We start from the raw sequence: 25,018 nt of genomic DNA, 5'->3' as shown, positions 1-25,018 counted from the left end.
GACACTTCTCTCTTTCCTCAGTCTTTTGACCGATTCAAATTCTGCTCCCAAATACCCTCTCGTTAATCAGTTTTGAACAGGTGTTTATTTTTCTTTGATTTAACTTAACGGCTCTCATCAATAACCTTAAATGCATCAGGGGATTGCACGAAGCCAATTGAAAATGAAAGAACTGGACGATTACGTAGAGCAGATAAATTTAGACCTGACTAGCGAGATGTTAGAAGAACTAGGTTGGGTCAGCGATAACGTCCATCAAGTTCTTTATTGGGTTATTGCCGCCATCCTATTCGTTGTAATGATTTGGGGTATTTTCTCATGAAGGCATCCAATCCATCTTATGGTCAGGTTTATTTGGTTGGAGCAGGCACAGGTGATGCGTCGCTGCTTACCATTAAAGCATTTCGTCTGCTTAATCGCGTTGATGTCGTGCTTTATGATCATCTGGTTTCGGAAGAAGTCTTGGACGTCATCCCACGAAAAACCCTAAAAATCTGCGTGGGTAAACACTACGGTAAGTGTTCGCAAACGCAGGCAGAAATCAACGAAATGATGAAGGGCTACGCAATCACAGGTCTGACGGTATGTCGCTTAAAAGCGGGCGACCCGTTTGTATTTGGTCGAGGCGGTGAGGAAGCTGCCTATTTAACACAGCAAGGCATCAACTATGAGGTTGTACCGGGTGTAACTGCGGCACTTGGATGCTGCGCTTACGCGGGGATACCAGTCACTCATAGACAAGTTTCGAGGGGTGTAACCTTGGTAACGGGACGAAACTGTAATGATGCTAGCGAACCTAATTGGAGCGCACTTGCCGCCATCGACCACACCCTAATTTTCTACATGGGGCTACACAAAGCAGAAGCGATCGCAGACAACCTCATTGCTCACGGTCTCGCGCCAGATACACCTTGCGCCATCGTCAGCAATGGGACACGAGAAAATCAAAGCAAGATCGTCACTACCTTAGCCGGACTGTATGAAACCTGCAAAACGCAAAAACCACCACTGCCAGCAATCATAGTGGTTGGAGATGTGGTTTCCCTTTCACAGTCACTGGAATGGTTTGAGTCCACCGCCGAGCCCTGTTTAGAACGCACGATTCATTAGTTTTTGAAAATAACGAGATAGAACAATGCCTAAGTTTTTAACTACTCAGCAAATGGGTTCGGCGATCGAGGCGTTACGTCAGAGCTATAAGGTGATGGCGCCCGTCTATGAAGAATACGCAGGTCGTTTCGCCCATACCCCAAATTTGGATTACCAAGAATTGGAACGTTACGACCAACTGGAGTGGAAAGAGAAAAGCCACTTTTCACCCAAAGAGATCGTCTTCCCAATTACCGAAACCCTATTTTGGTTTAACGCTGACGAATTGCGAGAATCCAGTGTCGATGCGCGCCCTGTGTTTCTGTTTCTCAGAGCTTGTGACATCAATGCGCTCAAAAGCCTTGATTACATGTTTTTAGAAAACGGCGGTCACGAAGACTTCTATTACAAACGTCTGCGCCAGAAACTCAAACTTGTACTGATTGAGTGCAGCGAAAGTTTCGAAAACTGCTTTTGTGTCTCTATGGGCACCAACAAAACCGATAACTTCGGCGCTTCAGTACAATTTAGTGATCACGGCGCCATTGTCACTATTAAAGATCCAGAACTGACGCCCTACTTTTCACAAGGCAAAGACGTTGAGCACAGCGTCAGCTTCGTCAAGTCCAATCCAGTCAAAGTCCGCACTCCAGATTCGGTTTGCGATGACCCAACGAAAATACGTGAAGTGTTACTCAGCCATCCGGTGTGGTCAGAATACGATTCACGCTGCATTGGTTGCGGTCGCTGCACTTCTTCATGCCCGACTTGCGCCTGCTTCAACGTGTTTGATGTGGTTTACAACCAAGAAGCCAAAGTGGGTGAACGTCGCCGCCAACACGCCAGTTGCATGATTGATGGCTTCTCGGATATGGCCGGCGGTCACAGCTTCCGTCGTAAAACCGGAGAGCGCTTACGTTATCGCGCTTTGCATAAGGTCAACGACTTTAAGTCTCGCCAAGGCGAACACCATATGTGTGTCGGATGCGGACGCTGCGACGACCGATGCCCTCACTACATCTCATTTAGCAACATCATCAACAAGATGACATCGATTGTAGAGGAGGCGCTCTAATGTGCGATTGTGAAAACAAAATGCTGCCGCAAAGCTACCCGATTATTCATATCGAAAAGCACACCGAACTGGAATGGAATTTTCGCGTTGCATGCGACTTTCCGGTGCACTACGGACAATTTGTCGAAGTGGGTTTATCCCTTGTGGGTGAAGCACCCATCTCCGTCTCTGATTACGGCTTAGGTTACGTCGACTTGCTGATACGTAATGTAGGCAAGGTAACCAGCGAGCTGTTCCAATTAAACGCCAGTGATCGCGTGATGATGCGCGGCGCAATGGGCAATGGCTACCCGATGGAAGCATACCAAGATAAACACCTCATTGTGGTCGCGGGCGGCACTGGCGTTGCTCCGGTTAAAGGGCTGATTAACTACTTTCACAACAACCCAAGTGATGTGAAGAAGATGTCTTTGATCCTCGGATTCAAAAACCAAGATGCCGTGTTGTACAAAAACGACTTGCTGAATTGGTCTTACTCCAATCACGTCATCACCACCTTGGATGAAGGTGGCGACGAACACTTCTATGAGAGCGGCTTAGTCACCGAACACATCAGCAAGCTTGACATCTCAGACAAAGAGAACATCCGCGTCATCGTTGTGGGCCCACCGATCATGATTAAGTTCGTCGTGCAGGACTTCTTATCCAGAGGCATTCAAGAAGATCAGATTTGGGTCGACTACGAACGCAGAATGGCCTGCTCAGTGGGTAAATGCGGTCACTGCCGAATTGGTGACAAATACGTGTGCTTGGATGGTCCGGTTTTCCGTTATGACCACGCCAGAACCATGATCGATTAGGAGGGAATCACTATGACGATGGACGTAGATATCATCAAAATGCGCGCCAATGGCGATTACCGCCTATCGAAAGTGCGTGGCGAGTGCATGATCAGCGTGCGCATTCCGGGTGGCATTATGCCCGCATACTTACTCGGTGCTGCGCAAGAGATCGCCGAAAAATGGGGCAATGGTGTTATTCACCTCACCACACGGCAAAAACTGGCGATGCCCGGCATTCGTTATGAAGACATTCCAGAGGTCAACAAAGCACTGGAGCCATTCATCAAAGACATCACCGTCGATACGTGCGGCATTGATGTCGAAGACACTCAAGCAGGTTATCAGTCGATTGGTGGGCGTAATATCGTCGCGTGTCAGGGCAGTCGAATCTGCCAGAAAGCTAATACCGATACCACTGGTTTGGCGCAGCGAATGGAGCGTCACGTTTACCCTAGCAAATACCATTTAAAAATGGTCATGGCAGGCTGTCCGAACGATTGTGCCAAAGCCAATATGGCGGATTTTGGCATCTTAGGTATCGCCAAGATTAATTTCGAAAGCCATCGCTGTATTGGTTGTAGCGCCTGCGTCAAAGCTTGTGCGCACCACGCAGTAGATTGCTTGTCACTCAAAAACGGTAAAGCGGTGAAGGAAGAAAGCAAATGCATTGGTTGCGGCGAATGTGTGCTTGCTTGTCCGACACTGGCTTGGCGTCGAGATCCAAAACAATTCTATATGGTCAAGCTGGGCGGTCGAACTTCGAAGAAGACCCCTCGCGTTGGCAAGATGTTCCTCAATTGGGTAACGGAAGACGTCCTACACCCTGTCATCGACAATCTGTTCGAATTTGAAAAAGAGATGTTGGGCGGTAAGCCGATTTACCTCCACATGGGACATCTGATTGATAAAGGCGGCTACTTGCGTTTTAGAGAGCGCGTCTTAGATGGCGTTAGCCTAAATCCGGAAGCCAAAGTCGCCGAACGTATGTATTGGGCAGAAGATGAATACGTAGCGAACATGCACGTGAAATAGGCATAGTATGAACAAACTAGAAGAGATGTTTAAAGAGGCGTTAGCCCCAGCAGGTATCACCATCAATGGTTCTAAGCCGTGGGATATCCAAGTGTTTAACCCAAAAGTGTATGAGCTTGTGATGCAGTCAGGCTCCTTGGGTTTAGGGGAAGCGTATATGTCCAAGATGTGGGATTGCAGCCGCTTGGATCAGTTCTTTGAACGCGTACTTTTAAACGATATTGAAGGCAAACTAGGACTGGCTGAAAAGCTCAAGTTCGCCTCTTCCGCTGCGAAATTAAAACTGAAAAGCTGGGTTAACCCACAAAGCATTGAGCGCTGTAAATTCGATGTACCGCACCACTACGACATCGGCAATAAGCTTTACCAGAAGATGCTCGATTCACGCATGACCTACACCTGCGGGTATTGGAACCGAGCTGCAACGCTGGACGAAGCGCAAGAGCACAAGATGGATTTGATTTGTCGTAAGCTCGACCTACAACCGGGAATGCGTATCCTCGATATTGGCTGTGGTTGGGGCAGCTTTATGATTTACGCAGCGAAAAAGTATGGCGTAATTTGTGATGGTCTGACTCTATCCAAAGAGCAGAAGAAGCTCGGCAGCAAACTAGCAATAGAAAATGGCGTAGTCGCGAACTTCATTTTGAAGGACTACCGCGAGTTCAAACCCACCGTACAATACGATCGCATCGTTTCTATCGGTATGATCGAACACGTGGGACCGAAGAACTACGCGGAATACTTCGAGTGCGCAGAGCGCTTCATGAAAGACGATGGCGTGTTCTTGCTGCACACCATTGGTTCACACCACAGCACTACCGCATCGGACCCGTGGATCTCGAAATACATCTTCCCAAATGGCGTTATTCCATCGATGAAGAACCTCGCAGAGGCGATGGAAGACCGATTTAATATCGAAGATGTGCACAACTTCGGTGAAGACTACGACAAAACCCTGATGTGCTGGTTCTCCAACTTCCAACACTCTTGGAATCAAATCAAAGGCGATTACAGTGAAGATTTCTACCGCATGTGGAAATACTACTTACTCAGCTGTGCTGGCGCCTTTCGCTCACGAGATTTGAGTTTATGGCAGCTCGCCCTAACTAAGATTGGTCGCCGCCGACCACTGACCGTACGTTCCATGTAAGCAATCTGCCTCCAGATTGTGTTTTGAGCACCTTCGTTTGGCTCCTAGCCAGAATGGGCGGTTTCATTCTGGCTTTTTTTACTGCTTTCTATTTCCTTCCAAAGCACTAAACAACCCATCCAGGGGGCATTTAGTACGACCTTACTCGTAAAAACTAATACTTAGTAACGCCCAGTATTACTTTTAGTCTTGCACGCTATGACTTGTTTTACATTGATGGTGACGTTCGTTCGACTCAGGCAATCTTCCTCTCAACCAAGGCTCATCCCGATAACCAAAACCAGAGCCAAAATACTATTTTTGAGAGTCACCATTATGAAAACCATCAAATCAATCATCATTGCACTGCTATTTACGTCTACACTTTCTGGCTGCGTTTCCACTCCAAGCCACTATCGCTTGGCTCCCAACGTTCGCCCTACTTTGATGAATGCTAATATCAACGTTCAACCACTGGTAAACACGGCGGTCTCTGTTGGTAAAGTCGTACTGCCTTATGCGATTTCAGCGGGACATGCTTACGTTAATACGCCTTACTTCCTATTGCGATAAACCCACCGAACTCATTCAGTCCTGTAAAACTAGCCCATTTCTTCGGCTAGTTTTCATTTATGTATCATAGAGATAAAAGATCACCACCTTAAGTAGGCTCATTTGGTGTTGTGGTTATTAATGAACCTCTGTATATTTATGGACCATTACAGTATATGAACCAATTTCAAGAGACGCATTGTACCCATGGCTACCTTTCTCTATACGCGGCATTCGCCAAAAAACCGAGCTTACCCTGAGCAGCTCAACGCTTTGAAAGCCTTTGCTCCTGAAGCAATTCACCTTGAAGACAAGGTACGCGGCTGCACGCCACCAGCCGAGCGACAAGCCTTTCAACAGCTCTTAACTACGGTGCAAACCGGCGACACCGTTGTACTTTGGTGGCTAACCGCCTTTGGCCGAGACTTCAGCCAAGCCTTAAGCACGATTCAAACCCTGCTTAACAAAGGTGTCATCCTAAAAACCGTTTGTGAACCACTGACCTTTGAACCTGGTTCCGTACAAACGCAAACCTTGCTTTCGCTGCTTGCTGGCTACGGACAAGTGCAAACGCAACATCGCTTGTTCGCCGCAGAACAAGGCCGCAAAGCACTAAAAGACGACCCACAGATGTGGAAGCAGAAATTCCGAGGTCGCCCTGCAGACAAAGCGAAACATCAACACATTGCAACTTTGCTTCTGGAAGGCAATACGCTACAAAGCGTCGCAGAACAATGCGAAGTCAGCCTATCGACGGTCAAACGTGTGAAAGCCAAATTGAACGAGTTTGATGAGGAAGGAAGCCTGCGCCGCCGTGGCGATGGTGAAAAATCATGAGTCGACCGATTGAATTTAAAACCATCTTGCTGGCGTGTCTCATCATCAGTGTTGGTCAGCTCAGTATGGGCTTGGTGTTCCCATCCTTGCCTTGGATCGCGAAAGATTTCGATATTTCCCTCGACCAAGCTCAGCTGCTAGTCAGTGTTTACTTACTTGGTTTTGGCCCGTCTCAGTTTATCTATGGCCCGGTATCAGATGCGTTAGGCCGCAAAAAGGTGCTGTTAGCTGGCTTGTTGATTGCCATGCTCGGTCTATTGATGATCATCTTCCTAAGCCACACTTTCACTGGCATGGTAGCAGGTCGTTTTCTGCAAGGTCTGGGAACAGGTTGTTGCGCGGTGTTAGCCCGAGCGTCTACTCGCGACCGCTTTAATGGTCCTGAGCTCCCTGTCGCTTTGTCCTACATTGCGATGGCTGCCTCTATCACACCGTTGGTTGCTCCTGTTATTGGTGGTTTCATTAACGCCCACTTCGGCTGGACTATGGTGTTTATCTCGCTGTTGGGTTACGTATTGTTGGCTTGGACTGTGATTCTATTTCGCTTCCAAGAAACCATCACACAAACCTCTGCGTTGCCATCACCGAAAAAGATGCTGCTGCAATATCGTGACCTACTGACTTCTCGTTACTTTATGAGCTTTGCCAGTATCGGTTGGCTTAACTTCAGCTTGATGATCACAACCGTTTCGGTAATGCCTTTTATCATGCAAAACCAAATCGGCATGACATCCGATCAATACGCGATGTGGGCACTGATTCCGGCGTTCGGCATGATTTGCGGCACCAGTATCTGTAACCGTGTGCGCCCAATCATCGGCACGAAGAAGATGCTATTGGTCACGCCAATCCTGCATGTAAGTTCCGCAGCGTGGCTGTTCTTCTGCCCTGTTGAGCCGCTGTATTTAATGCTAGGTCAGCTGTTGATGATTTTAGGCAATGCTATCGCTCTACCTTGTGCTCAAGCCATGGTAATGCAACCCTATAAGAAACAAGCAGGTGCTGCGGCGGCGATGTCGGGCGGCGGCCAAATGGTAGTGTCATCGATTGTGAGTATGGCATTGGTGCAGCTCGGATTAAGCCAAGCATGGCATCTGTCATTGGTGATTGTGGTTTTTGCGACCATTACACTGACTAACGTTCTGCGAGGTTTTGCCACTGAGCAACCTTCCGAGCTATAGAGTCCGAGCAATAGAAAGTAACAAGGAAGACAAATAACGACATGAAATCACTCAATCTTGCTCAAGCACAAAAATTGGCTCTGCTCTCTCAAGGGTTGCCGCTAGCAAGCAACAAAGGCAGCGCCAAAGCAAAGACCTTAGCCGTCTTTGAACAACTGGGCTATGTTCAGATTGATACGATTTCTGTCGTTCAGCGCGCTCACCATCATACTTTGTGGAGTCGAAACCCAAGCTATCAACTTGAGCACCTAGACCAACTGGTGGCAGAAAAGAAAGTCTTCGAATACTGGTCTCACGCGGCAGCGTATTTACCTATGTCGCAATACCGTCATAGCTTACCTCGCAAAGCGGCGATCAAATCCGATCAGCAAAAGCATTGGTACAAAAAAGACCACGACTTGATGGCGTCTATCTTGAAGAGAATTGAGCAAGAAGGCCCATTGATGGCAAAGGATTTCGAATCCGCCAACCATAAGACCGATGGCTGGAATACTAAGCCAACCAAACGTGCCCTAGAGAACTTATACATGCAGGGCGATTTGATGATAAGCGAACGTCGCGGCTTCCAGAAAGTGTATGACCTGACCTCACATGTTCTGCCTCAAAACATTGATACATCGATGCCAACCGAGCAAGAACACGCGCGATTCTTAGTCCTCAACTATCTTAAATCTCATGGGTTCGGCACTTTGCCTGAAATGGTTTACCTACTGAAAGGGGTCAAGAAGCCGGTACAACAAGCTCTGTCCGAATTGGTCGATTTGGGTGAGATTGAAGCCATTAGCATCAACAATTCAGCTTATTATGCCTGTAGCGATGCGCTGAACTTGCTCGACAAACGGCTCAATCGCAAACGCGCTAAAATCCTTTCCCCATTTGATAACCTGCTTATCCAACGAAAACGCGCCAGTGCAATTTTCAACTTTGATTACTTGCTAGAGTGTTATGTTCCAGAGCCAAAACGCCAGTTCGGTTATTTTTGTTTGCCAATATTGTGGGATGGGAAACTGGTCGCGCGCGCCGACTGCAAAGTGGATAAAACTAGCTCAACACTAAACGTTCTTAATCTAGTTAACGAGCCTTCGCTCAAAGACAGAGAGGCGTTTTTCGTCGCCTTAGAAGAGGAGTTACACGCTTTCGCGCAGTTTAATCAGTGCCAAACGTTTGTGATTCAGAAAGTCGCGTAAAGGACGTAATAAAAAGAACCGTACCCGAAGAATCGAAGAGCAAAGTGCTTAGAAACCAAACTATTCTCTTCAAGCCCATGCACTCTGCATATCGATTCTGAATTACATCCGTCTCTCGCTATTCCAAGAGACGAGATACTTAGGTGATAGTGATCTTTAAGAACTTTGTAGGCTCACCAAAATCACACCAACGGTGATCAAGCCAATCCCCATCCAGTTGACCATACTGAGCTTTTCTCCCAATAAAACCACACTGAATATGGCCACTAGCACCACGCTTAATTTGTCGATCGGCGCAACTTGAGAAGCTTGCCCCAATGACATTGCGCGGAAGTAACACAACCACGATGCACCTGTCGCCAAACCCGATAGCACCAAGAACACCATGCCTTTGGTCGAGATCTCTCCAATGGCACTGAACTGCTTGGTCGCGTAAGCAATCAAACCAACCAAAACAAGAATCACGCAGGTACGAATAAAGGTCGCCAAATCAGAGTTGATGTTCGCCACACCAAGTTTGGTCAACACTGCAGTCATCGCCGCAAATACCGCCGACATGAGCGCCCAAAATAACCAAGAAGTTTGAAGCATTGTCTTTTCCTATTCATCCCTAAAAGCAAAAAAGGCGTTACAGAGTGTACTGCAACGCCATGTCTTGCTTCGATTAAATTCGACTTAAATCCAATCGAATCAGTCTGTAACTAGAGCTTAAAAGTCTGCTGTCATACCAACGTAGTAAGTACGCGGTGCTTCAACATAACCGATGTTTTCTAGCTCTCTTGATACGCTTTCATCGGTTAGGTTGGTGATACCCGCACGAATACGTAGTGCGTCATTCACATGGTAAACCGTACCTAAATCCATCGTGGTGTAAGCGTCTTGCGTTAGCTGAGAATCAATCTTACGGTCACCACGGTAGCGTGCGCTCGCAAACAGGTTCAAATCTTGAGTTGGGTACCAGTTTAGGCGTGCAAATGCTGAGTGCTTGTAACGCTCGTTCAGCTCTTCACCTGTCGACTTATCTTCGGTGTCTAAGTAAGTGTAGTTACCAGACATCGCCCATTGCTCATTGAACTGAATGCTACCGGTTAGCTCCACACCTTGAATAACGGCTTTCGATACGTTTTGGTAAGACTTGTACGGGTTCGACAGTTCACGATCAATAGGGTCGCCATTGTCATCAATACAGCTCATCACTGCGCTCGACCACGTCCCGACTTCACAGAAGATGTCTGTCTGTTCGATTAGGTTTTCGATTTCGTTACGGAATACCGCGCCTTCAAGGTTCCAGTTACGACCGCTGTATAGCGCCGAGAACTCGTAGTTCACGCTGGTTTCTGCTTCCAGATCTTCGTTACCTACGATGTTACAGTTACCTTTACAGCTGCTCATCGAGAAGTCTGGGTGGTTTTGCGTCATGGTTGGTGCCTTAAACGCTTTACCCACACCACCTTTCAGTACCAAGTCGTCTGTTGTTTGGTGTACTAGGTACACACGCGGGCTGAACTCTTCGCCGTAGTGCTCGTGCTTATCTAAACGACCACCAATGGTTGCCATTAGCGTATCGGTCATTTCCCATTGGTCTTGGATAAATACCGCACCTTGGTAAGCTTCTGCTTTGTTACCCACGATGTGCTCTGGGTTGGTTAGCTCACTAGTTTGGTAGTCCACACCAAACGTCACGGTGTGGCTTTCACCTAGGTAAGTCGTAGCTGATGCTTCAAAAATTTGTGTCAGTTCTTCAATTGAATCAGCACCATCGTTTGCCGCTTCAATGTTCTCTACGTTTTCACGTGAGTAACGAACTTGCGTATCACCCCAAGACCAAAAACCAGTATGCGACAGCGCTTGGCTGTTACGTTTAACGCGAGACTCAGAGAACAGAACCGTAGTGCCACTTTCTGCTGCGGTATCACGCTCGTCGTCGCTGTAACCAAGGTCAAGATCGATAAATTGATTGTCCGCCAAATGCCATGAAAGTGTACCGAACATCGCTAAGCTATCGCGATCTTCAAGTGCAGTAACCTCTTCACGATCGATGCCGCCTTTCTCGCCAGAGTATGGCTGCCATGCATTACGACTCGTTTGAGAAACAGAGAAACGAGCAAATAGTGTGTCTTCAATCAGAGCGCCAGACGTGGTTAGACCCACAGTGTACTCTTGACCACCATTGCCATCGTTTGGCGTCGTGTTGTCTAAGCTAAGTTGTGAGCTCCAATCGTTGCTTGGTGACTTAGTGATGATGTTGATCGTACCGCCCATACCGTCAGAGCCGTAAAGCGCCGACATAGGACCACGGATGATCTCTACTCGCTCAATTGAATCCATTGGGATCGCAGAAAGATCAAAGTCGTTACCACGCACAATTGCACTTGCCGAGCTCATGCGACGGCCATTTACCATGATCAGTGTGTATTTCGAATCCATACCACGAATCGAGATTTGCTGACGACCTGCACGTGTGCTGTCGAAGTCTGACTCCACGCTGGTTGCGTTAGACACGATGTCCGCCAGCGTGATGCCTGGATCGTTTTCGATGTCTTCAGCGGTGATCACCGACATAGAAGCTGGAGCATCTTTCAGCTCCATCTGGGTACGAGTTGCTGTTACAACAAGCTGCTCATCGGTTTCGATTGGCGTTGTATCAGCAAAGACGGAAAAAGAGGTACATAGCGCACCGATCACCACTGCTAATGGTTTTGGCGCAAACGGAGTCGTCTTCGACATGGTAAAAACCTATAAATTTTAATGGAACTTATAATGATAATGGTTCGCATTAAATAGCCTTTATTTGACGAAGACAAGCAACCGAGCATTTGTAGGATTAATTACCACTATGTCGAAAATGAATAATAATATTCTTTACCATTCAGCCTCAGTTGAGCCATATATTTCCTTGAATAATGACTTAACCCAATTACACATCGGGTCGTTATGATAGCGCTTATGCCAGTATAAATAGACCGATTCACTGTCCATTCGAATCGCTTTTGGTACGGTTTTGGTGATCAATTTTCTGCCCTGACAAGCGTCTTGTGCAAACGGCGTTGGCAAGTGGAAAATCACATCCGTTTGCTCGGCAATCGCTGGCGCAGCGTTGAAGTTTGAAAGCTGAACAGGAATCGATAATTGGCGCTTTTTATCCACCACACCAAGCTCAACAAAACGGTGATAAATCGACAGGGTTTTGCCACCTTGAAGTGAGATTTGACCGAAGTTGCAATCGAGCAGCATCTCCACCGTCAGTTCCTCAACATGGGCAAGTGGATGAGTTTCGCTCATTAGGAATCGGTAGTCGCGATTGGCAATTTTCATGCGGTACAAATTCTGCTCAGAGCTAGGTGGCTCGGCGGTTGAGAGCACAAAATGTACATCCCCTGCGATCAGCGAATCGAAATGGCGTTTCGGGATGGAATCGATATCGACAATCATGTTCGGCGCTTCTTCACGGATGCGCGAAACAATCGGTGGCAGTAAGAAAATCACCTGCGGAACCAAGCCGTAAAAACGGATCGTACCGTTGCTCTTTTCTGGCACAAATGACTGGCCGTACATCAGCTTTTCTAGCCCAGTTAACACCGTGTTCAAATCTTGCTTGATCACTTCCGCTTTTGGGGTCAATTCATAGCCGTGTGCAGTACGTACTAACAGCTCATCGTTGAACAAGTTTCTGAGTTTCTGTAAAGAGCGGCTCACCGATGGTTGGCTCATATTGAGCGATACCGCGGTGTTGGAAACATGCTTCTCTTCAAGTAGGTGTTTGAGAATAAACAATAAGTTCAAGTCGACTTGAGCTAAATTCATTTTTTGAATACTCACTATTCCGCTAATTCTGTTGCTGCATATAGACTATCTGCTAATGTGTCTGCAATCAATAATCATTCTTATTTGATTTTAATCAAATAAGTTATACCGCTTTACGACTAATCTCGCGCTCTATTTTTTAAAGCATTATTTGTTTTTAAGGCACTCTTGCGAGATTGCATCGCACCTTATGGAAATCATTATGTTTGGTAAAACTTCTCTTCGCGTAGCAACGGGAGCTTTGCTGCTTGCATTGGCTCCTATGGGGGCAATGGCTAAAACCTACCAACACAGTTTGGGCACAGTAGACATTGATGGCGTTCCACAACGCGTCGTAGTATTGGGCTACGGCAGTTTAGACTACATTGATGCTTTGGGCGTAACACCCGTCGGCATGCCAAAGACGCTGCTGCCAAAGTCACTAGAAAAATTCCAGATCGACTCGTTCGCAAACACGGGCAGCGTGAAAGAAGTGAACTTCGAGACGCTGTTTATGCTTAAGCCAGACTTAATCATCGCAGAAGGTCGCATGGCAGATATTTACAAAGATCTGAGCGACATCGCGCCAACTTACATGTTCCGTATCGACACCACCGACTACTGGAAAACAACCCAAGAACACTGGCGCACGCTGGGTGACATCTTCGACAAAGAAGAGCAAGCAGAGCAGTTGATTGAAGGCGTTCAAGAACAAATTAATCACCTGCACGCAAAAGTAGAAGCTCAGCCACCACGCACACTGACCGTCTCAAACAGCGGTAACAGCTTGGCGATGTTTGGCACCAACAGCCGCTTCTCATTTGTGTATGAAGAAGCAGGTTTTGCAACGTCAACTTCTGAGAACGTGAAATCTGTACCACGTACCCACGGCAACCTGATTTCATTCGAATACATTGCTGATGCGCAACCTGAGGTACTGCTTATCCTTGACCGCGAGCAAGCAATCGGTCAGAGCAGCGGTAAAGCAAAACAGCTGTTCGACAACGATCTTGTGAAGTCCACACCAGCGGCGAAAAACAACCGCGTGCTGTTTATGGACCCAGCAGCTTGGTACTTAACCGCAGGTGGCTACCAATCGACGCAAACCATGATTAAAGAGCTGAACCAAGTCATTGCTAACTAACAGATTCGGTTCAATCTCACTCTAAAAGATGACCTTTCCCGCTTCACGGTGCGAAAGGTCATTGTTGTTTTTATCACCCTATAAATACACCATGAAATTACATCATATCTTGGCTTTTTTATTGCTCGTCGTACTCGCCTGCGCCTCTTTACTGGTTGGGGTGGCGAACGTTTCTCTCTCGCAGATTTTGGCCGGTGACAGCCACAGTTTGAACATCTTACTGGTTAGTCGATTACCTCGCTTGTTGGCCATCGTCTTAGCTGGTGCAGGCTTAAGTATCGCTGGTTTGATCATGCAGCAGATCGTACAAAACCGCTTTGCTGCCCCATCTACTACGGGTACCGTCGATTGGGCAATGTTCGGCTACATCGTCGCACTGATTCTGTTTGCAGACATGAGCAGTTGGGTCCACCTGATCACCATCTTCGCGTTCTCTGTGATTGGTACGGTGATCTTCGTGCGCTTCTTACAACGTTTGAAGTTTAAGAACACCGTGCTCGTCCCGCTGATAGGCATCATGTACGGCAACGTGGTTTCATCCATGACCACTTTTATTGCTTACAAATACGATCTAGTACAGACCCTTGGTTCATGGACGGTGGCTAACTTCGCATCGGTATTGCGCGGTAACTACGAGTTCTTGTATCTCGCTCTGCCAGTCTCGATTCTGGCTTACGCTTACGCCAACCGCTTTAGTGCGGCGAGTGTGGGCGAGAGCTTCGCAAAAAACATTGGTTTGAACTACCAACGCATTGTTTTGGTCGGTGTCATCCTTGTGGCTGTGCTGTCGTCATCGGTAGTGATGATCGTCGGTATGATTCCGTTTCTTGGGCTTATCGTGCCAAACCTTGTGTCGCTGTTCATTGGTGACAACATGCGTCGTAACTTGCCTTGGACCGCATACGCAGGCGTGATTTTGGTGCTTACTTGCGACATCCTCGGTCGTCTCATCATCTTCCCTTACGAGATTCCAATTTCGATGATCATCAGCATCTTGGGTGGCTCAATCTTCATTTACCTAGTTCTGAGAGACAAATCGAATGCGTGATTCTATGAAAGTAACCCTGCTTGCAATCGCGGCGGTTTTGATTTGTGCGGTGTTCATCGGCAAGGGCTTAACGCCAGATAACTACCAGTTTTTCTTGTCACGCCGCATCCCTAAAGTGCTAGCGATTGTCTTAGCAGCGATGGCGATTGCGTCATCATCACTGATTTTCCAAACCATCACCAACAACCGGATCCTCACCCCTTCGATTCTGGGTTTTGATTCCATGTACGTGATGATTCAAGTGCTGCTCGTAGTGATGTTTGGCGGCTTGAGTGCTTTAGTCATCAACAGCAAACTCAACTTCGTGTTGTCGACTGGCATCATGATTGTTTGTGCAATGACCTTGTTCAGCTTCTACTTCCGTGGTCGTCAGCGCAATATCTTCACCTTGTTGTTGATTGGTATCGTACTGAGCAGCTTGTTCAATAGCGTCACCGGCTTTTTCACCATGATCACCGACCCAGATGAGTTCACCTTCATCCAAAGTTCGATGTTCGCCAGCTTCAACAACATCAACAGTGAATTGGTGTACTGGTGTGTGGTTCCGATGCTGCTGTGTGGCGCATACCTAATGCGCATCGCCCACAAATTGGACGTAATGTGGCTTGGCGTCGACAACGCGAAAAGCCTAGGCGTGGATACCCACAAACTGACCATGCAAGTCATGTTCATCATTACTTTGATGGTGTCTATCTCGACCGCATTGATTGGTCCAATCTTGTTCTTTGGTCTGATTGTTGTGGCACTGACTCGCCAAATCTTCACTGGCTACCAGCATCGCTTATTGATTGTGGCGAGCTCAGTACTGTCAGTTGTGCTGCTGTCAGGCGGTCAATGGGTGGTTGAAAACCTGTTTGATTTCGACACCACCATCAGCGTTATCATCAACTTTATTGGCGGCGGCTACTTCTTGCTTCTGCTTATGAAAAACAAATTCGATTAAGGGTTCATCACATGATCCGTATTCAAGGTCTTAGCAAAAAATACAACGAAAAATACGTGGTAAAAAATGCCGATGCCCTTTTTCCACTTGGTAAAGTAACCAGCATTATTGGTCCGAACGGCGCGGGTAAAAGTACCTTGCTGTCGATGGCGAGTCGGCTAACAGAAAGCGATGCTGGTAGCGTCGTGATTGGTGATAAGCCGCTTGACCAATGGAACACCGAAGACTTGGCAAAGCGCCTATCAGTGCTGCGCCAATCGAACAACATCAACATGCGCTTTACGGTGCGTGATTTGGTGGCGTTTGGCCGCTTCCCGTACTCACAAGGTCGTCTGACAGAAGAAGATCACCGCATCATTAATGAATCGATGCAACATCTGGAAATCGACCATTTGAAAGATCGCTTTATCGACCAACTGTCTGGCGGTCAGCGTCAAATGGCGTTTATTGCTATGGTGGTGGCGCAAGATACCGATTACATCTTCTTGGATGAGCCACTGAATAACCTCGATATCAAACACTCCGTCGATATCATGAGTACACTACGCAAACTTGCGGAAGTGAAGAACAAAGCCGTAGTGATCGTGATTCACGACATCAACTTTGCGTCTTGTTACTCTGACCACATCGTGGCGATGAAACTTGGTGAAGTCATCAAAGCGGGCTTGGTTGAAGAAGTGATTGATGCCGAAGTGCTGAGCGATATTTACGAGATTCCATTTATCGTGCAAGAGATTAACGGCAACCGTATTTCGTTGTACTACCGACGTTAACGTAACCAATCTGATTCCAAAGGCGGCCTCGTGTCGCCTTTTTTAATTTTGGTCAATGAAGAAGCGTTAAACGCGGAAAAGCGATGTGTCCGAGCAGCATTAATGATACTGTACTGAACAGTTTTATTTAGGTTGATTTAGTTATGCGCGCATCTACTGAAAAGAAAAGAACTCGAATCATCGAAGTGGCAACCGATCTGTTTATTGAACAGGGCTACAAGGACACGTCACTCGATCAAATCGTTGCAATTTGTGGTGGTTCAAAACAGACCCTTTATCGTTACTTTTCCAACAAAGAAGGGTTGTTTGTTGAAGTGCTCGCACATAACACCAAGATCAGCCTAGAGTCCGTTTTCCAACTTGCCGATAAACAGAACGAACCACTAAGAGAAACCTTAGAAGACTTCGCGAAGAAGTATCTACGAGGCATTTGCTCTAACCCAATCCTATCGCTTTATCGCATCATCTCTGCCGATTTTAATAAACATGACTCGGTTCCAAATCAGTTTTGGCAAACCGGACCGCAGCGCATTCACCAGTACTTAATTGAGTTTTTAAAAACCGACACCATCAGCCAGCAGCTTAACATTGACGATGCCGATTTAGCTTGTGGTCAGCTACTCGCGCTGATCAAAATGGATTACCAGAACATGGCACTGATGGGCTTTGATTTCTTAAGCGATGAAGAATTGGATTCGCATACACAAAAAGCCGTGGCGGCGTTCCTTAAACTTTATCAGCGATAAGAACCTCAAACCTAAAAAACAAAGGGAGCACATTGGCTCCCTTTGTTTTTTACGGCTTAGTTACCGAGTTGCTTGGCTGGCTATTTGTTCTGTTTACATAACCTTAGTGCGCTTCTTGTTTTGCGGCTAGCTTCTTACCAATCAACAAGATTGGCGCAAGCGCAAAAATAGAGACAATAAACATCACCAACGAATTACTCAGTGCTAATGTCGTAGCTTGCTCTTTCACAACCGCACTAATTTGGCTCATCCCAAGTGCCGGATTAGGTAAGCGGCCATGAGTCAAAATCGCGCTGCTCAATGCCTGTTCATACGCCGCAAACACATGGTTAGAACCATCCAGAGTACGACCGATTTCGCCCGATGCTTGCGCGCTGTGGTTTTGAATCACACGAGAGAAAAACGCCCCGCCAATCACCCCGCCCATGGTTCGGAACAGATAGAAGTTTGCAATGCCTTCTAATCGCTGTCCTACTTGGAAGTACATCAACACCGCAATCGTCACCGACACATTCAACAAGCCAACACCAAAACCGCGCAGCAGCATTGGGATGGGTAGTGACTCTGTGCCAACAAAGCTTGGTAATTGGCTGAACTCGTGCACCGACAGTAGAATCATCAGCACGCCAAAAGGCACCACTGCATCCGCTAAAGGGCGGCGGAAGTAATACACCAACACACTTACCAGCATACCGACCAACATGGCGTAAAACGATGGTAATTGCGCATAGCCCGCATTGAGGCTGTTGTAGTGCATCGCCATTTTTAGGAAGTTGGCAAACAGCACTGTACTTGCCATCACGGCAAAGCCCGCAAGAAAGGCGTTATACATAAACACGTTAGTCTTTAACTTACCGTGCAATTGCATCGACGCAGTATCCAAATGGCGCGTTTTCACCAACTGATACACGGCCAACAAAACCAGTGCTGCAGCGACAGAAGAAGCCTGTACAAACCAGTCTGAATCCAACCAGTTGTAGTAGCTGCCACGCATTAGCAGGAACACCACTAAACTCATCGTTAACGCGAGTACGAGGTACACCGAACCTGAAGACTTTGGCTTAGTTTCAATCTCAATCGCCTGAGGCTTATACACGCCGATCATTACTAAAGCAGAAAAGTACAACCAAGCCGAGGCAACGTTCAAAAACGACCAATCAAACTCTTCGACAATCTCAGCTACCAACCACGGATAAGCGCCCATTGGTAACAGTGTTGAGAAGATCAGTGTCAGCGCAATAATCGCAGGCAGCCAACGCTGCTCAAAGGTATTGAGTAGATAAAGGTTCACCACCACCAATAACATGCTCATGAAAAAGCCGCTTACTAACCAAGTCAGGGTGAACAACAACGCATGCTGACCAGTCCAATAGAGCACAAGGTTTGTTCCCAAACCCACCAGCAATGCAGAGTGCAATGGCAGAGACGCTCCAAGCTTGCGCACCAAGATAGGGGTAAACATAAACCCTAATACTTGAGTGATCATAAAGCCGATCTTCACTAACTCGACTTCATCTGCAGACAAACCGGATGTGGCTGCCATCTCGTGGGACAACTCGGTAAACATCACCGAATTGATCCCAAAAGCCGCAATGGCGAACAGCGCAAAAATCAGCAATGGTGAACGTGTTTTCATGACGATTAACCCTGCGTTGCGGTCTCAATCGACACTTCAGCCGACAAACCAGGGTAGATGCGCTGTTTCAGCTCTTGTGGGATATCCAACTCAATACGCACTGGCACGCGCTGTACTACTTTCACAAAATTACCGGTCGCATTTTGCGGTGGCAACAAACTAAACTGCGCGCCTGTTGCAGGGGTAATTGAAGATACACGACCATGCAACGGATGATCAGGGAACATGTCTAACATCACTTCTACATCTTGCCCTTGTGCGACGTTCTCTAGTTGAGTCTCTTTGAAGTTTGCCTCAATCCAAACGTAATCCGGCACCATCACAATCAAACCCATGCCCGGTTGAACAAACTTACCTACTTGCACTTGTCTGTCAGCCACATAACCATCAAATGGCGCTCGAACGATGGTTCGCTCAAGGGCGATATTTACCAGTCTCAAGTTCGCTTCTGCTTGCTTGCGTTGCGCGGTTAGCTGCATCTTTTCTGTTACTAGCGCATCGAGCTGCTTCTGTTCAGCGGCTAGTGCTAGCTTGGCAGTTTCAAGATTGCTGCTTGCTTCAATAGAACGCGTTCTTTGCGCTTCAAATTGGTTCTTGCTCACCGACTGCTTTTGTACCAAGCGTGAAAGACGTTTCAACTCTGCCGCTTGATGTTCAGCGTTAGCACTTGCACTGTGAATGCCCTGCTTCGCCTGCTCAATCTTTACCAGCTGCATTTCGGTTTTGGTTTGGTTTGCGGTCAGCGCAGCCTTTGCGACATCTAACGCCGACTTCGCAATTTCTTGGTTAGCAATGAAATCTTCATCATCAATCGAAAACAGTGGCGCACCTTTGCTTACCCACTGGTTATCTTCGACAAAAAGTTGGCTTACCTGCCCACCGACTTCTGGAGAAATCGCCGTCACATCCGAGTGAACATAAGCGTTATCAGTGGTCACTGTATTAGGTTGGTATAACGCACAACCTGCAGCGACTAACGAACCAATAACAAGCGACAACGCAATGACTTTCTTCTTCATTTTTGAAACCCAACTAAATGATTTTCACAAACTGTACTGTACCGTACAGTTTTAGTAAAGGTACATTTGATCATTGATGAGAAGAAAAGATCCATCCCACTGATTTTTAATGATCTTATTTGGTGGTCACTTTTGATTGAAAGAGAAGGAATTGAAGGGCTGTCGCGAGAAAAACAAAAAAGGCGACACTGAGGTCGCCTTTTGATTATGAAGAAATGCTTCGAGATTGAAGCCGGTGAGTCACGCTTATTGCTGCGCTACCTTCACTTGTGGTTTGGTTGAGCTTGTGTAATCGAAGTCAAACACAATGCCATCTTTGGTTACGTCCAAAGCCATACCACCGATAAGCTCACCTTGTAGGCTCATCTTCACGTCTTCCGGTACTGGCTCGCCAGACACTTCTGACGCTGTTTCAATCACTTCCAGTACGCGGTCCGAATCCATAGTGAAGCTCAATAGACCATTTGCCGTTAGCGGCTGAGCCATGACTTTCTCGCTCGCTGCTGCTGATGCCTTACCGCTGTAAAGCGTTAGGTGACTACCGTTTAGACGAGCAAACACGTCCATCGGCTTACCTGCGTATGGTTCAATCAGACCACCGATGTTCACTGGTTGGTTATCAGGTTGGATTTGAATCTGAGCCAGTTCAGGCATGAACATTTGTGCCGTTTGCAGCAGCATGTTTGGATCGTCCGCTGAGATAGAGAAGATCGCATCCAGCTGACCTAGCTCAGGTCCGTACTGGCCATTCATGTTCACATCAAGACCGAACATTTCCATGCTTAAACCTTTCAGGCCATTTGCCATACCCGCGCCCATGCTGATCGCCGGAGCTGGGTTTTGGCCACGCATGTCATTTTGCGCTTGTGCCAGAAGCGAACATTGGTATTCAGGCGTGGTTAAATCTGTCCAGATCTTACCAATCGCAGGCGCCAACGTAGCAACGTCTAGGCCTAATGCCACACTAAACATGCTTTTTTCACCGTTGGATTCTGCCAGCACGCCACGCATAGATTTCAGCGCCTCAAGGATCACTTGGTTCTTCGATTCAACAACAAAACTACCGTTGAGGCGAGCTTTGTCGTCACCCGCACTGTACTCGGCAAACGCGACCATTTGTGGCCAATTTTCAGCGATTTGAGTGAACTCAGTGTGACACGCCGGAGAACGCAGTTGCTCTAAAGTCGGGTCAGAATCGACATTCTTAAGTTGGCGTGCCATTCTGTTGCCATCAAGTGTCGTTAGACCTTTAATGATTTCTCGAATGTCGAAAATCCCAAACGAGTTGTTGTTCATTCCGTACTGAGTTTGCACTGCCTCTAGACGGCCAGAGTCAACGATGCTGCTCTTAGGAGCTTCCAGACCAAATGCCAGTTTGAGTGGGTTTTCAACACCCAGCTCTGGAATGTCGAAAGTCACGGTAAGTACGTTATTAACCACTCCCACCGCAAGACCAATGCCCAGTTGTGGATCTTGCGAGTCTGTCAACTCGTAGCGGCGGAACTCCGCGGAATCGAGCTTCACAAGTTCATGTTGAATACCCGCCAGTTGCTCTTGCTCATCCAGTGTTTTCCAAAGCGCTGCAGGGTTCTCCAACTGCACTTTATAAACAGGTACAAGACCTAGGGTGTACATGATTGGGTTGACCATATCACCGGTACCCAAGAAGGCTTTTAAATTCTCAGGGGAAGAGGCTGCTGCCATGTACGCATCCAAGAAGTTAACCGCAAACTCCAAACCAGGAGTCAGATCTTCTTCTGCGAACAGTTCTCCCATTGGTGGCTGCTGCGACGTGCCGAATGCATTCATGTATTCGTAGTGATTAAAAGGTTCCGTTTGGTAGGTAATCAACAAGGTATCCGCTGGAACTTGGGAAAGTAGCGAGGTTGAAGATTCACCTTGGGCAAGGTTATTTTGGTACACATATGCGGCACCACCGGCTGCTGCGACCACTGCAGTAGCTAATAATAATTTTTTCACGACCAACTCCGTTGTCTTGGTTTTATTTCCTCAAACCAATCAGTAGGTTTGAGTGAGCATTAAGCCTTTAATGAACGCCATAAAGGATGAGAATCACCATTCGGGAACTCAGACGTTAATTTGCGTGCAACGCCATCATAAACCCCCAAACAAAGTTATCAATTTGCTGAATGCCAATTTCTTAAGATATCCAACATTTATAAGATGAACCGTGAAGTCGGTTAAACTGCGAAACCACACTATTAGCAACTTACTCAATAAAATTTCATAAATGCCATACCCTACCGGCCAAAATCCACGCAATATTAAATCCAATTACCGATTTTTCTCTATTGTCTGAAAACAGCTCACGACCTGACATTTTCGTCGATTCCTCCTCTAGAAGACGGTCGTACTTTTACTTACAGTCTAGAGCTATCAATAACGAATGTTGAACATCTATCGCGCCATTAATCACCATGAAAGATCAGCTGACTATCTCTATCTCCAACATCAATGGCTCTAAGCATTGGTACTTCAGCAAAACCATGCAGCGCAACTTTAAAACGAGCTTGGTGGCATTTATTTTGGGATTAACCGCAACCGCTATCTTGATCAATCATCTTTATTCTCAGGTCGATGACGCCGTACTTGAGCAAGCAAAGTTAACCGAGCAATCGCGTAGTATGGGTCAGGAATTAAGTGAGCTAAAGGCTCTGAAATCAGAGCTTGAGAATGACCTCTCGGAACGAGAAGAGCGCGTTCAATTGGTCTCGGAGCGTTTGGGCGAATTGGAGAAAGTGCTCGGTGTCGCCAACGAATCCAACACTGAGAGTTTGGATGCGCGCTTTGATACCGCCGCTATCACATCCAATGTTCGAATGGTGATGCTCAACCAAATCCCCAACGGCTCTCCAGTCGGTAAAGCACGGCTTTCATCGGGGTTTGGCAAGCGCGTTCATCCGGTTACCAAAAAAACAAAAATGCACCGAGGATTAGATTTTGCGGTTAACACTGGTACCAAAGTGTATGCCTCTGCTGATGGCGTAATAGAGACCACACGCCGAAGTAGTAAAGGGTATGGAAACTTACTGCGTATACAGCATTCCTTTGGCTTTTCGAGCGCTTATGCCCACTTGAAAGAGTTCAAAGTCAAAACCGGTGAGTTCGTCAAAAAAGGCCAGCTCATCGCCATATCTGGTAACACCGGGCTCTCTTCTGGTCCTCACCTTCATTATGAAGTGAGATTTATTGAAAGAGCCGTAAACCCAAGGCCATTCGTGGATTGGAACCTCAATAATTTTGAAGACATCTTTACCAAGGAGCGAAGAATACGATGGGAATCTTTAATCAAAACCGTGGAACAACGAGTGGCTCATCAGCTTCAACTCTCATCGCCAAAGGCTGTTCTGTTAGCGGAGAACTCAAAGTAGAAAGCGATATTCAGGTTGATGGCATCATCGAAGGCCAATTGCACGTCGAAGGGACATTGATCGTCGCAGAGAGTGGCCGTGTTAAAGGCGACATCTACGCGAAACAACTGATCGTCAATGGTCTGCTTGATGGTAACTGCCATGCAGAACACATTCAGGTTTTAGCGAAAGGACGAGTCAGTGGCAAAATCTGGAGTAACAACTTGAGTATCGAAGCGGGCGGTAAGTTCTTCGGAGAGGCTGCAGAACTACCAGAAAAAGAAGTGGTGACGCTAAAAGATAAGTCCACTGAAACCAACAAAACCGATAAGTCACAAGCTCGCAAAAGCGCGTAATTAAGAATATCAAAAAGGGCACTGACTGTGCCCTTTTGAGTTATTTCTATTCTTGCGTTAGACCAAATTAGAATTCGTAGAACAGGCGAACACGCGCACCGAAATCGTCTTCTTCTTTAAATGCTTCGCTTGGTGAGTTCGCGCTAAGATCGTTGGTCACAGTTGTGAAGTAAGAACCCAATAGCACTGAGAAGTTCTCGACCTCTAGTACGTCCGTGAACTCGTAAGAAGCGTAAAGCGTCGATACCTTCACATCGCCTTCTGCCCAGTCTTTGATCTCTTTGTTTTCGTATTCGTTTAGCGCGTAAACATAACCAATACCTAGCCCTTTCCACAGAGCGTTAACTCCTGTCGAAAAGTTGTTTTCGTCAACCGCATCTAGGTAAGCCACGTTTGCATTCACCGACCAATCACCGCTGGTCCAGTTACCTGTTAAGCCGTAACCAGTACGGTCGGAAATATCAACACCTTGGTCGGTCACCACCGCATCAGAAACGAGGTTGGTTTCCATCGAGGCTGCTAGGCTGAAATCACCCATTTGGTAAGCAACAACAGGGCGTACTAAGAAGGAGTCTTTGCTGCTTGTAATGGCTTGACCGTGGTATGTTCCGCCATCGGTACCTTCATGGAAAAGATCCGAACGGTCACCAATCATGGTGCTCAGTTCCAGATAAAGATTGCCGAAGCTTTGGCTGTACATCAGCTGACCATCAGATCCGCGACCGCGTGCTTCTTTCATTTGATAGGTGTAAGCCGAGTCATCGGTGTAAAGCTCGTTAGAAGTATCACCTGAGTACTCTAGGAACACATCCAAACCAACAGGGAACATGTCATACGCTTCGAAACGACCCGCTTTGATTGCCCAACTGTCTTTCTTACCAAACTCAAAGTATGCGTCATCAAGATTTACGTCACCAGTGCTTTCAAACAAAGGCTGCGCTTTCACGCCGACGTAGTGACCGTTGCTTGTGAATTTCTCACCGGCAAATTCGATCAGTACGCGACCATCTTGGTTGAATTCTTGATCGCCAGAATCGTTCGACTCACGATCTTGATAGTTGAAGTTCAATTCAACGTCACCGCCGATAGAAAAGTTACCTTCTTCGTTGTCGACAATGCTAATGCCCGCATTTGCCGATAGTGCCGTGCATACGCCGATGGCGCTCAGAGATAGTTTCAGTGCTTTGTTCATGTTAAACCCTATATGTATTAGATTTTATTGTGTAAATGTGCTGATTTCAGAGACAGAAAGTCCCGCCCCTTCTTATTGAGAAAGAAAGGCTTACTAAGATTTATTGTTGTTATTTGAGTATCCCCTAACCGCCGTAAATC

Annotated in this window: 24 protein-coding genes; 17 read left to right on the top strand and 7 right to left on the bottom strand. The window is 47.0% G+C overall.

Going from position 1 to position 25,018, the window contains the following annotated elements; translation table 11 throughout:
- Positions 1-163 precede the first annotated feature (163 nt).
- From C1S73_RS27920 to C1S73_RS19340, 10 genes are all read left to right on the top strand, one after another.
- Positions 164-322: a hypothetical protein gene (locus C1S73_RS27920; protein WP_167391664.1), complete on the top strand. Its 159-nt coding sequence runs from the start codon at positions 164-166 to the stop codon at positions 320-322.
- Complete coding sequence (gene cobA / locus C1S73_RS19375; RefSeq protein ID WP_038868919.1) at positions 319-1,110, top strand: uroporphyrinogen-III C-methyltransferase; 792 nt, start codon at positions 319-321, stop codon at positions 1,108-1,110. The genes C1S73_RS27920 and cobA overlap by 4 nt, the downstream gene beginning before the upstream one ends.
- Positions 1,111-1,135: 25 nt before the next feature.
- Entirely contained in the window at positions 1,136-2,164 is a 1,029-nt protein-coding gene (gene asrA, locus C1S73_RS19370; RefSeq protein WP_038868918.1) for an anaerobic sulfite reductase subunit AsrA, read from the top strand.
- Positions 2,164-2,964 (top strand): anaerobic sulfite reductase subunit AsrB, encoded by an 801-nt coding sequence (gene asrB, locus C1S73_RS27995; protein WP_038868916.1) that lies wholly within the window; start codon positions 2,164-2,166, stop codon positions 2,962-2,964. The genes asrA and asrB overlap by 1 nt, the downstream gene beginning before the upstream one ends.
- 12 nt (positions 2,965-2,976) lie before the next feature.
- Positions 2,977-3,978 (top strand): sulfite reductase subunit C, encoded by a 1,002-nt coding sequence (gene asrC / locus C1S73_RS27990; protein WP_038868915.1) that lies wholly within the window; start codon positions 2,977-2,979, stop codon positions 3,976-3,978.
- 7 nt (positions 3,979-3,985) lie between these two features.
- Positions 3,986-5,131, top strand: coding sequence for a cyclopropane fatty acyl phospholipid synthase (cfa, locus tag C1S73_RS19360; RefSeq protein ID WP_038868914.1), 1,146 nt, complete (start codon positions 3,986-3,988; stop codon positions 5,129-5,131).
- Between the two features lie 315 nt (positions 5,132-5,446).
- Entirely contained in the window at positions 5,447-5,683 is a 237-nt protein-coding gene (locus tag C1S73_RS19355) for a hypothetical protein (protein ID WP_038868912.1), read from the top strand.
- A gap of 186 nt (positions 5,684-5,869) precedes the next feature.
- Positions 5,870-6,499, top strand: coding sequence for a recombinase family protein (locus C1S73_RS19350; protein ID WP_038868911.1), 630 nt, complete (start codon positions 5,870-5,872; stop codon positions 6,497-6,499).
- Positions 6,496-7,680, top strand: coding sequence for a multidrug effflux MFS transporter (locus C1S73_RS19345; RefSeq protein WP_038868909.1), 1,185 nt, complete (start codon positions 6,496-6,498; stop codon positions 7,678-7,680). Before C1S73_RS19350 ends, C1S73_RS19345 begins: the two co-directional genes overlap by 4 nt.
- 41 nt (positions 7,681-7,721) lie before the next feature.
- On the top strand, positions 7,722-8,867 hold the full coding sequence (locus C1S73_RS19340) for a winged helix-turn-helix domain-containing protein (protein WP_038868907.1): 1,146 nt from the start codon (positions 7,722-7,724) through the stop codon (positions 8,865-8,867).
- Between the two features lie 156 nt (positions 8,868-9,023).
- On the opposite strand, the gene C1S73_RS19335 is transcribed toward C1S73_RS19340, so the two are convergent.
- The 3 genes from C1S73_RS19335 to C1S73_RS19325 all read right to left on the bottom strand — a co-directional run bounded on the left by C1S73_RS19335 (position 9,024) and on the right by C1S73_RS19325 (position 12,671).
- Positions 9,024-9,458 (bottom strand): EamA family transporter, encoded by a 435-nt coding sequence (locus tag C1S73_RS19335; RefSeq protein WP_033004842.1) that lies wholly within the window; start codon positions 9,456-9,458, stop codon positions 9,024-9,026.
- Between the two features lie 117 nt (positions 9,459-9,575).
- On the bottom strand, positions 9,576-11,594 hold the full coding sequence (locus C1S73_RS19330; protein ID WP_020195587.1) for a TonB-dependent receptor domain-containing protein: 2,019 nt from the start codon (positions 11,592-11,594) through the stop codon (positions 9,576-9,578).
- A gap of 135 nt (positions 11,595-11,729) precedes the next feature.
- Complete coding sequence (locus C1S73_RS19325; protein ID WP_038868905.1) at positions 11,730-12,671, bottom strand: LysR family transcriptional regulator; 942 nt, start codon at positions 12,669-12,671, stop codon at positions 11,730-11,732.
- A 202-nt stretch (positions 12,672-12,873) separates the two neighbouring features.
- Between C1S73_RS19325 and C1S73_RS19320 the strand changes: the two genes are divergently transcribed.
- The 5 genes from C1S73_RS19320 (at position 12,874) to C1S73_RS19300 (ending at position 17,304) form a co-directional block, all read left to right on the top strand.
- Positions 12,874-13,794, top strand: coding sequence for a siderophore ABC transporter substrate-binding protein (locus C1S73_RS19320; protein ID WP_005434328.1), 921 nt, complete (start codon positions 12,874-12,876; stop codon positions 13,792-13,794).
- 91 nt (positions 13,795-13,885) lie between these two features.
- Positions 13,886-14,842 (top strand): ABC transporter permease, encoded by a 957-nt coding sequence (locus C1S73_RS19315; protein ID WP_032802805.1) that lies wholly within the window; start codon positions 13,886-13,888, stop codon positions 14,840-14,842.
- Positions 14,835-15,785 (top strand): iron chelate uptake ABC transporter family permease subunit, encoded by a 951-nt coding sequence (locus C1S73_RS19310; RefSeq protein ID WP_009695905.1) that lies wholly within the window; start codon positions 14,835-14,837, stop codon positions 15,783-15,785. The genes C1S73_RS19315 and C1S73_RS19310 overlap by 8 nt, the downstream gene beginning before the upstream one ends.
- An 11-nt stretch (positions 15,786-15,796) precedes the next feature.
- Positions 15,797-16,558, top strand: a complete 762-nt coding sequence (locus tag C1S73_RS19305) for an iron ABC transporter ATP-binding protein (RefSeq protein ID WP_038868904.1) — start codon at positions 15,797-15,799, stop codon at positions 16,556-16,558.
- Positions 16,559-16,701: 143 nt separating this feature from the next.
- The gene (locus C1S73_RS19300; protein WP_038868903.1) at positions 16,702-17,304 is read left to right on the top strand and encodes a TetR/AcrR family transcriptional regulator; all 603 of its coding nucleotides are present in this window, start codon (positions 16,702-16,704) and stop codon (positions 17,302-17,304) included.
- A gap of 103 nt (positions 17,305-17,407) precedes the next feature.
- On the opposite strand, the gene C1S73_RS19295 is transcribed toward C1S73_RS19300, so the two are convergent.
- The 3 genes from C1S73_RS19295 to C1S73_RS19285 form a co-directional block, all read right to left on the bottom strand.
- Positions 17,408-18,940 carry an MFS transporter gene (locus tag C1S73_RS19295; RefSeq protein ID WP_038868902.1) on the bottom strand — a complete coding sequence of 511 codons (1,533 nt, stop codon included), beginning with the start codon at positions 18,938-18,940 and terminating at the stop codon, positions 17,408-17,410.
- 5 nt (positions 18,941-18,945) lie between these two features.
- Positions 18,946-19,959, bottom strand: a complete 1,014-nt coding sequence (locus C1S73_RS19290) for an HlyD family secretion protein (RefSeq protein ID WP_038868900.1) — start codon at positions 19,957-19,959, stop codon at positions 18,946-18,948.
- A 246-nt stretch (positions 19,960-20,205) separates the two neighbouring features.
- Entirely contained in the window at positions 20,206-21,939 is a 1,734-nt protein-coding gene (locus C1S73_RS19285; RefSeq protein WP_038868899.1) for a hypothetical protein, read from the bottom strand.
- A gap of 458 nt (positions 21,940-22,397) precedes the next feature.
- Between C1S73_RS19285 and C1S73_RS19275 the strand changes: the two genes are divergently transcribed.
- A complete protein-coding gene (locus tag C1S73_RS19275) occupies positions 22,398-23,351 on the top strand; it encodes a M23 family metallopeptidase (RefSeq protein WP_038868898.1) in 954 nt (317 codons plus the stop codon).
- Positions 23,255-23,686, top strand: a complete 432-nt coding sequence (locus C1S73_RS19270; RefSeq protein ID WP_081634771.1) for a bactofilin family protein — start codon at positions 23,255-23,257, stop codon at positions 23,684-23,686. Before C1S73_RS19275 ends, C1S73_RS19270 begins: the two co-directional genes overlap by 97 nt.
- A 67-nt stretch (positions 23,687-23,753) precedes the next feature.
- On the opposite strand, the gene C1S73_RS19265 is transcribed toward C1S73_RS19270, so the two are convergent.
- Entirely contained in the window at positions 23,754-24,878 is a 1,125-nt protein-coding gene (locus C1S73_RS19265) for a carbohydrate porin (protein WP_038868894.1), read from the bottom strand.
- Positions 24,879-25,018 lie beyond the last annotated feature (140 nt).

Origin of the sequence: Vibrio jasicida 090810c, assembly GCF_002887615.1 — a bacterium.
In the GTDB taxonomy this organism is placed as follows: Bacteria; Pseudomonadota; Gammaproteobacteria; order Enterobacterales; family Vibrionaceae; genus Vibrio; species Vibrio jasicida.
This window is presented reverse-complemented; position numbering and strand designations above follow the sequence as displayed.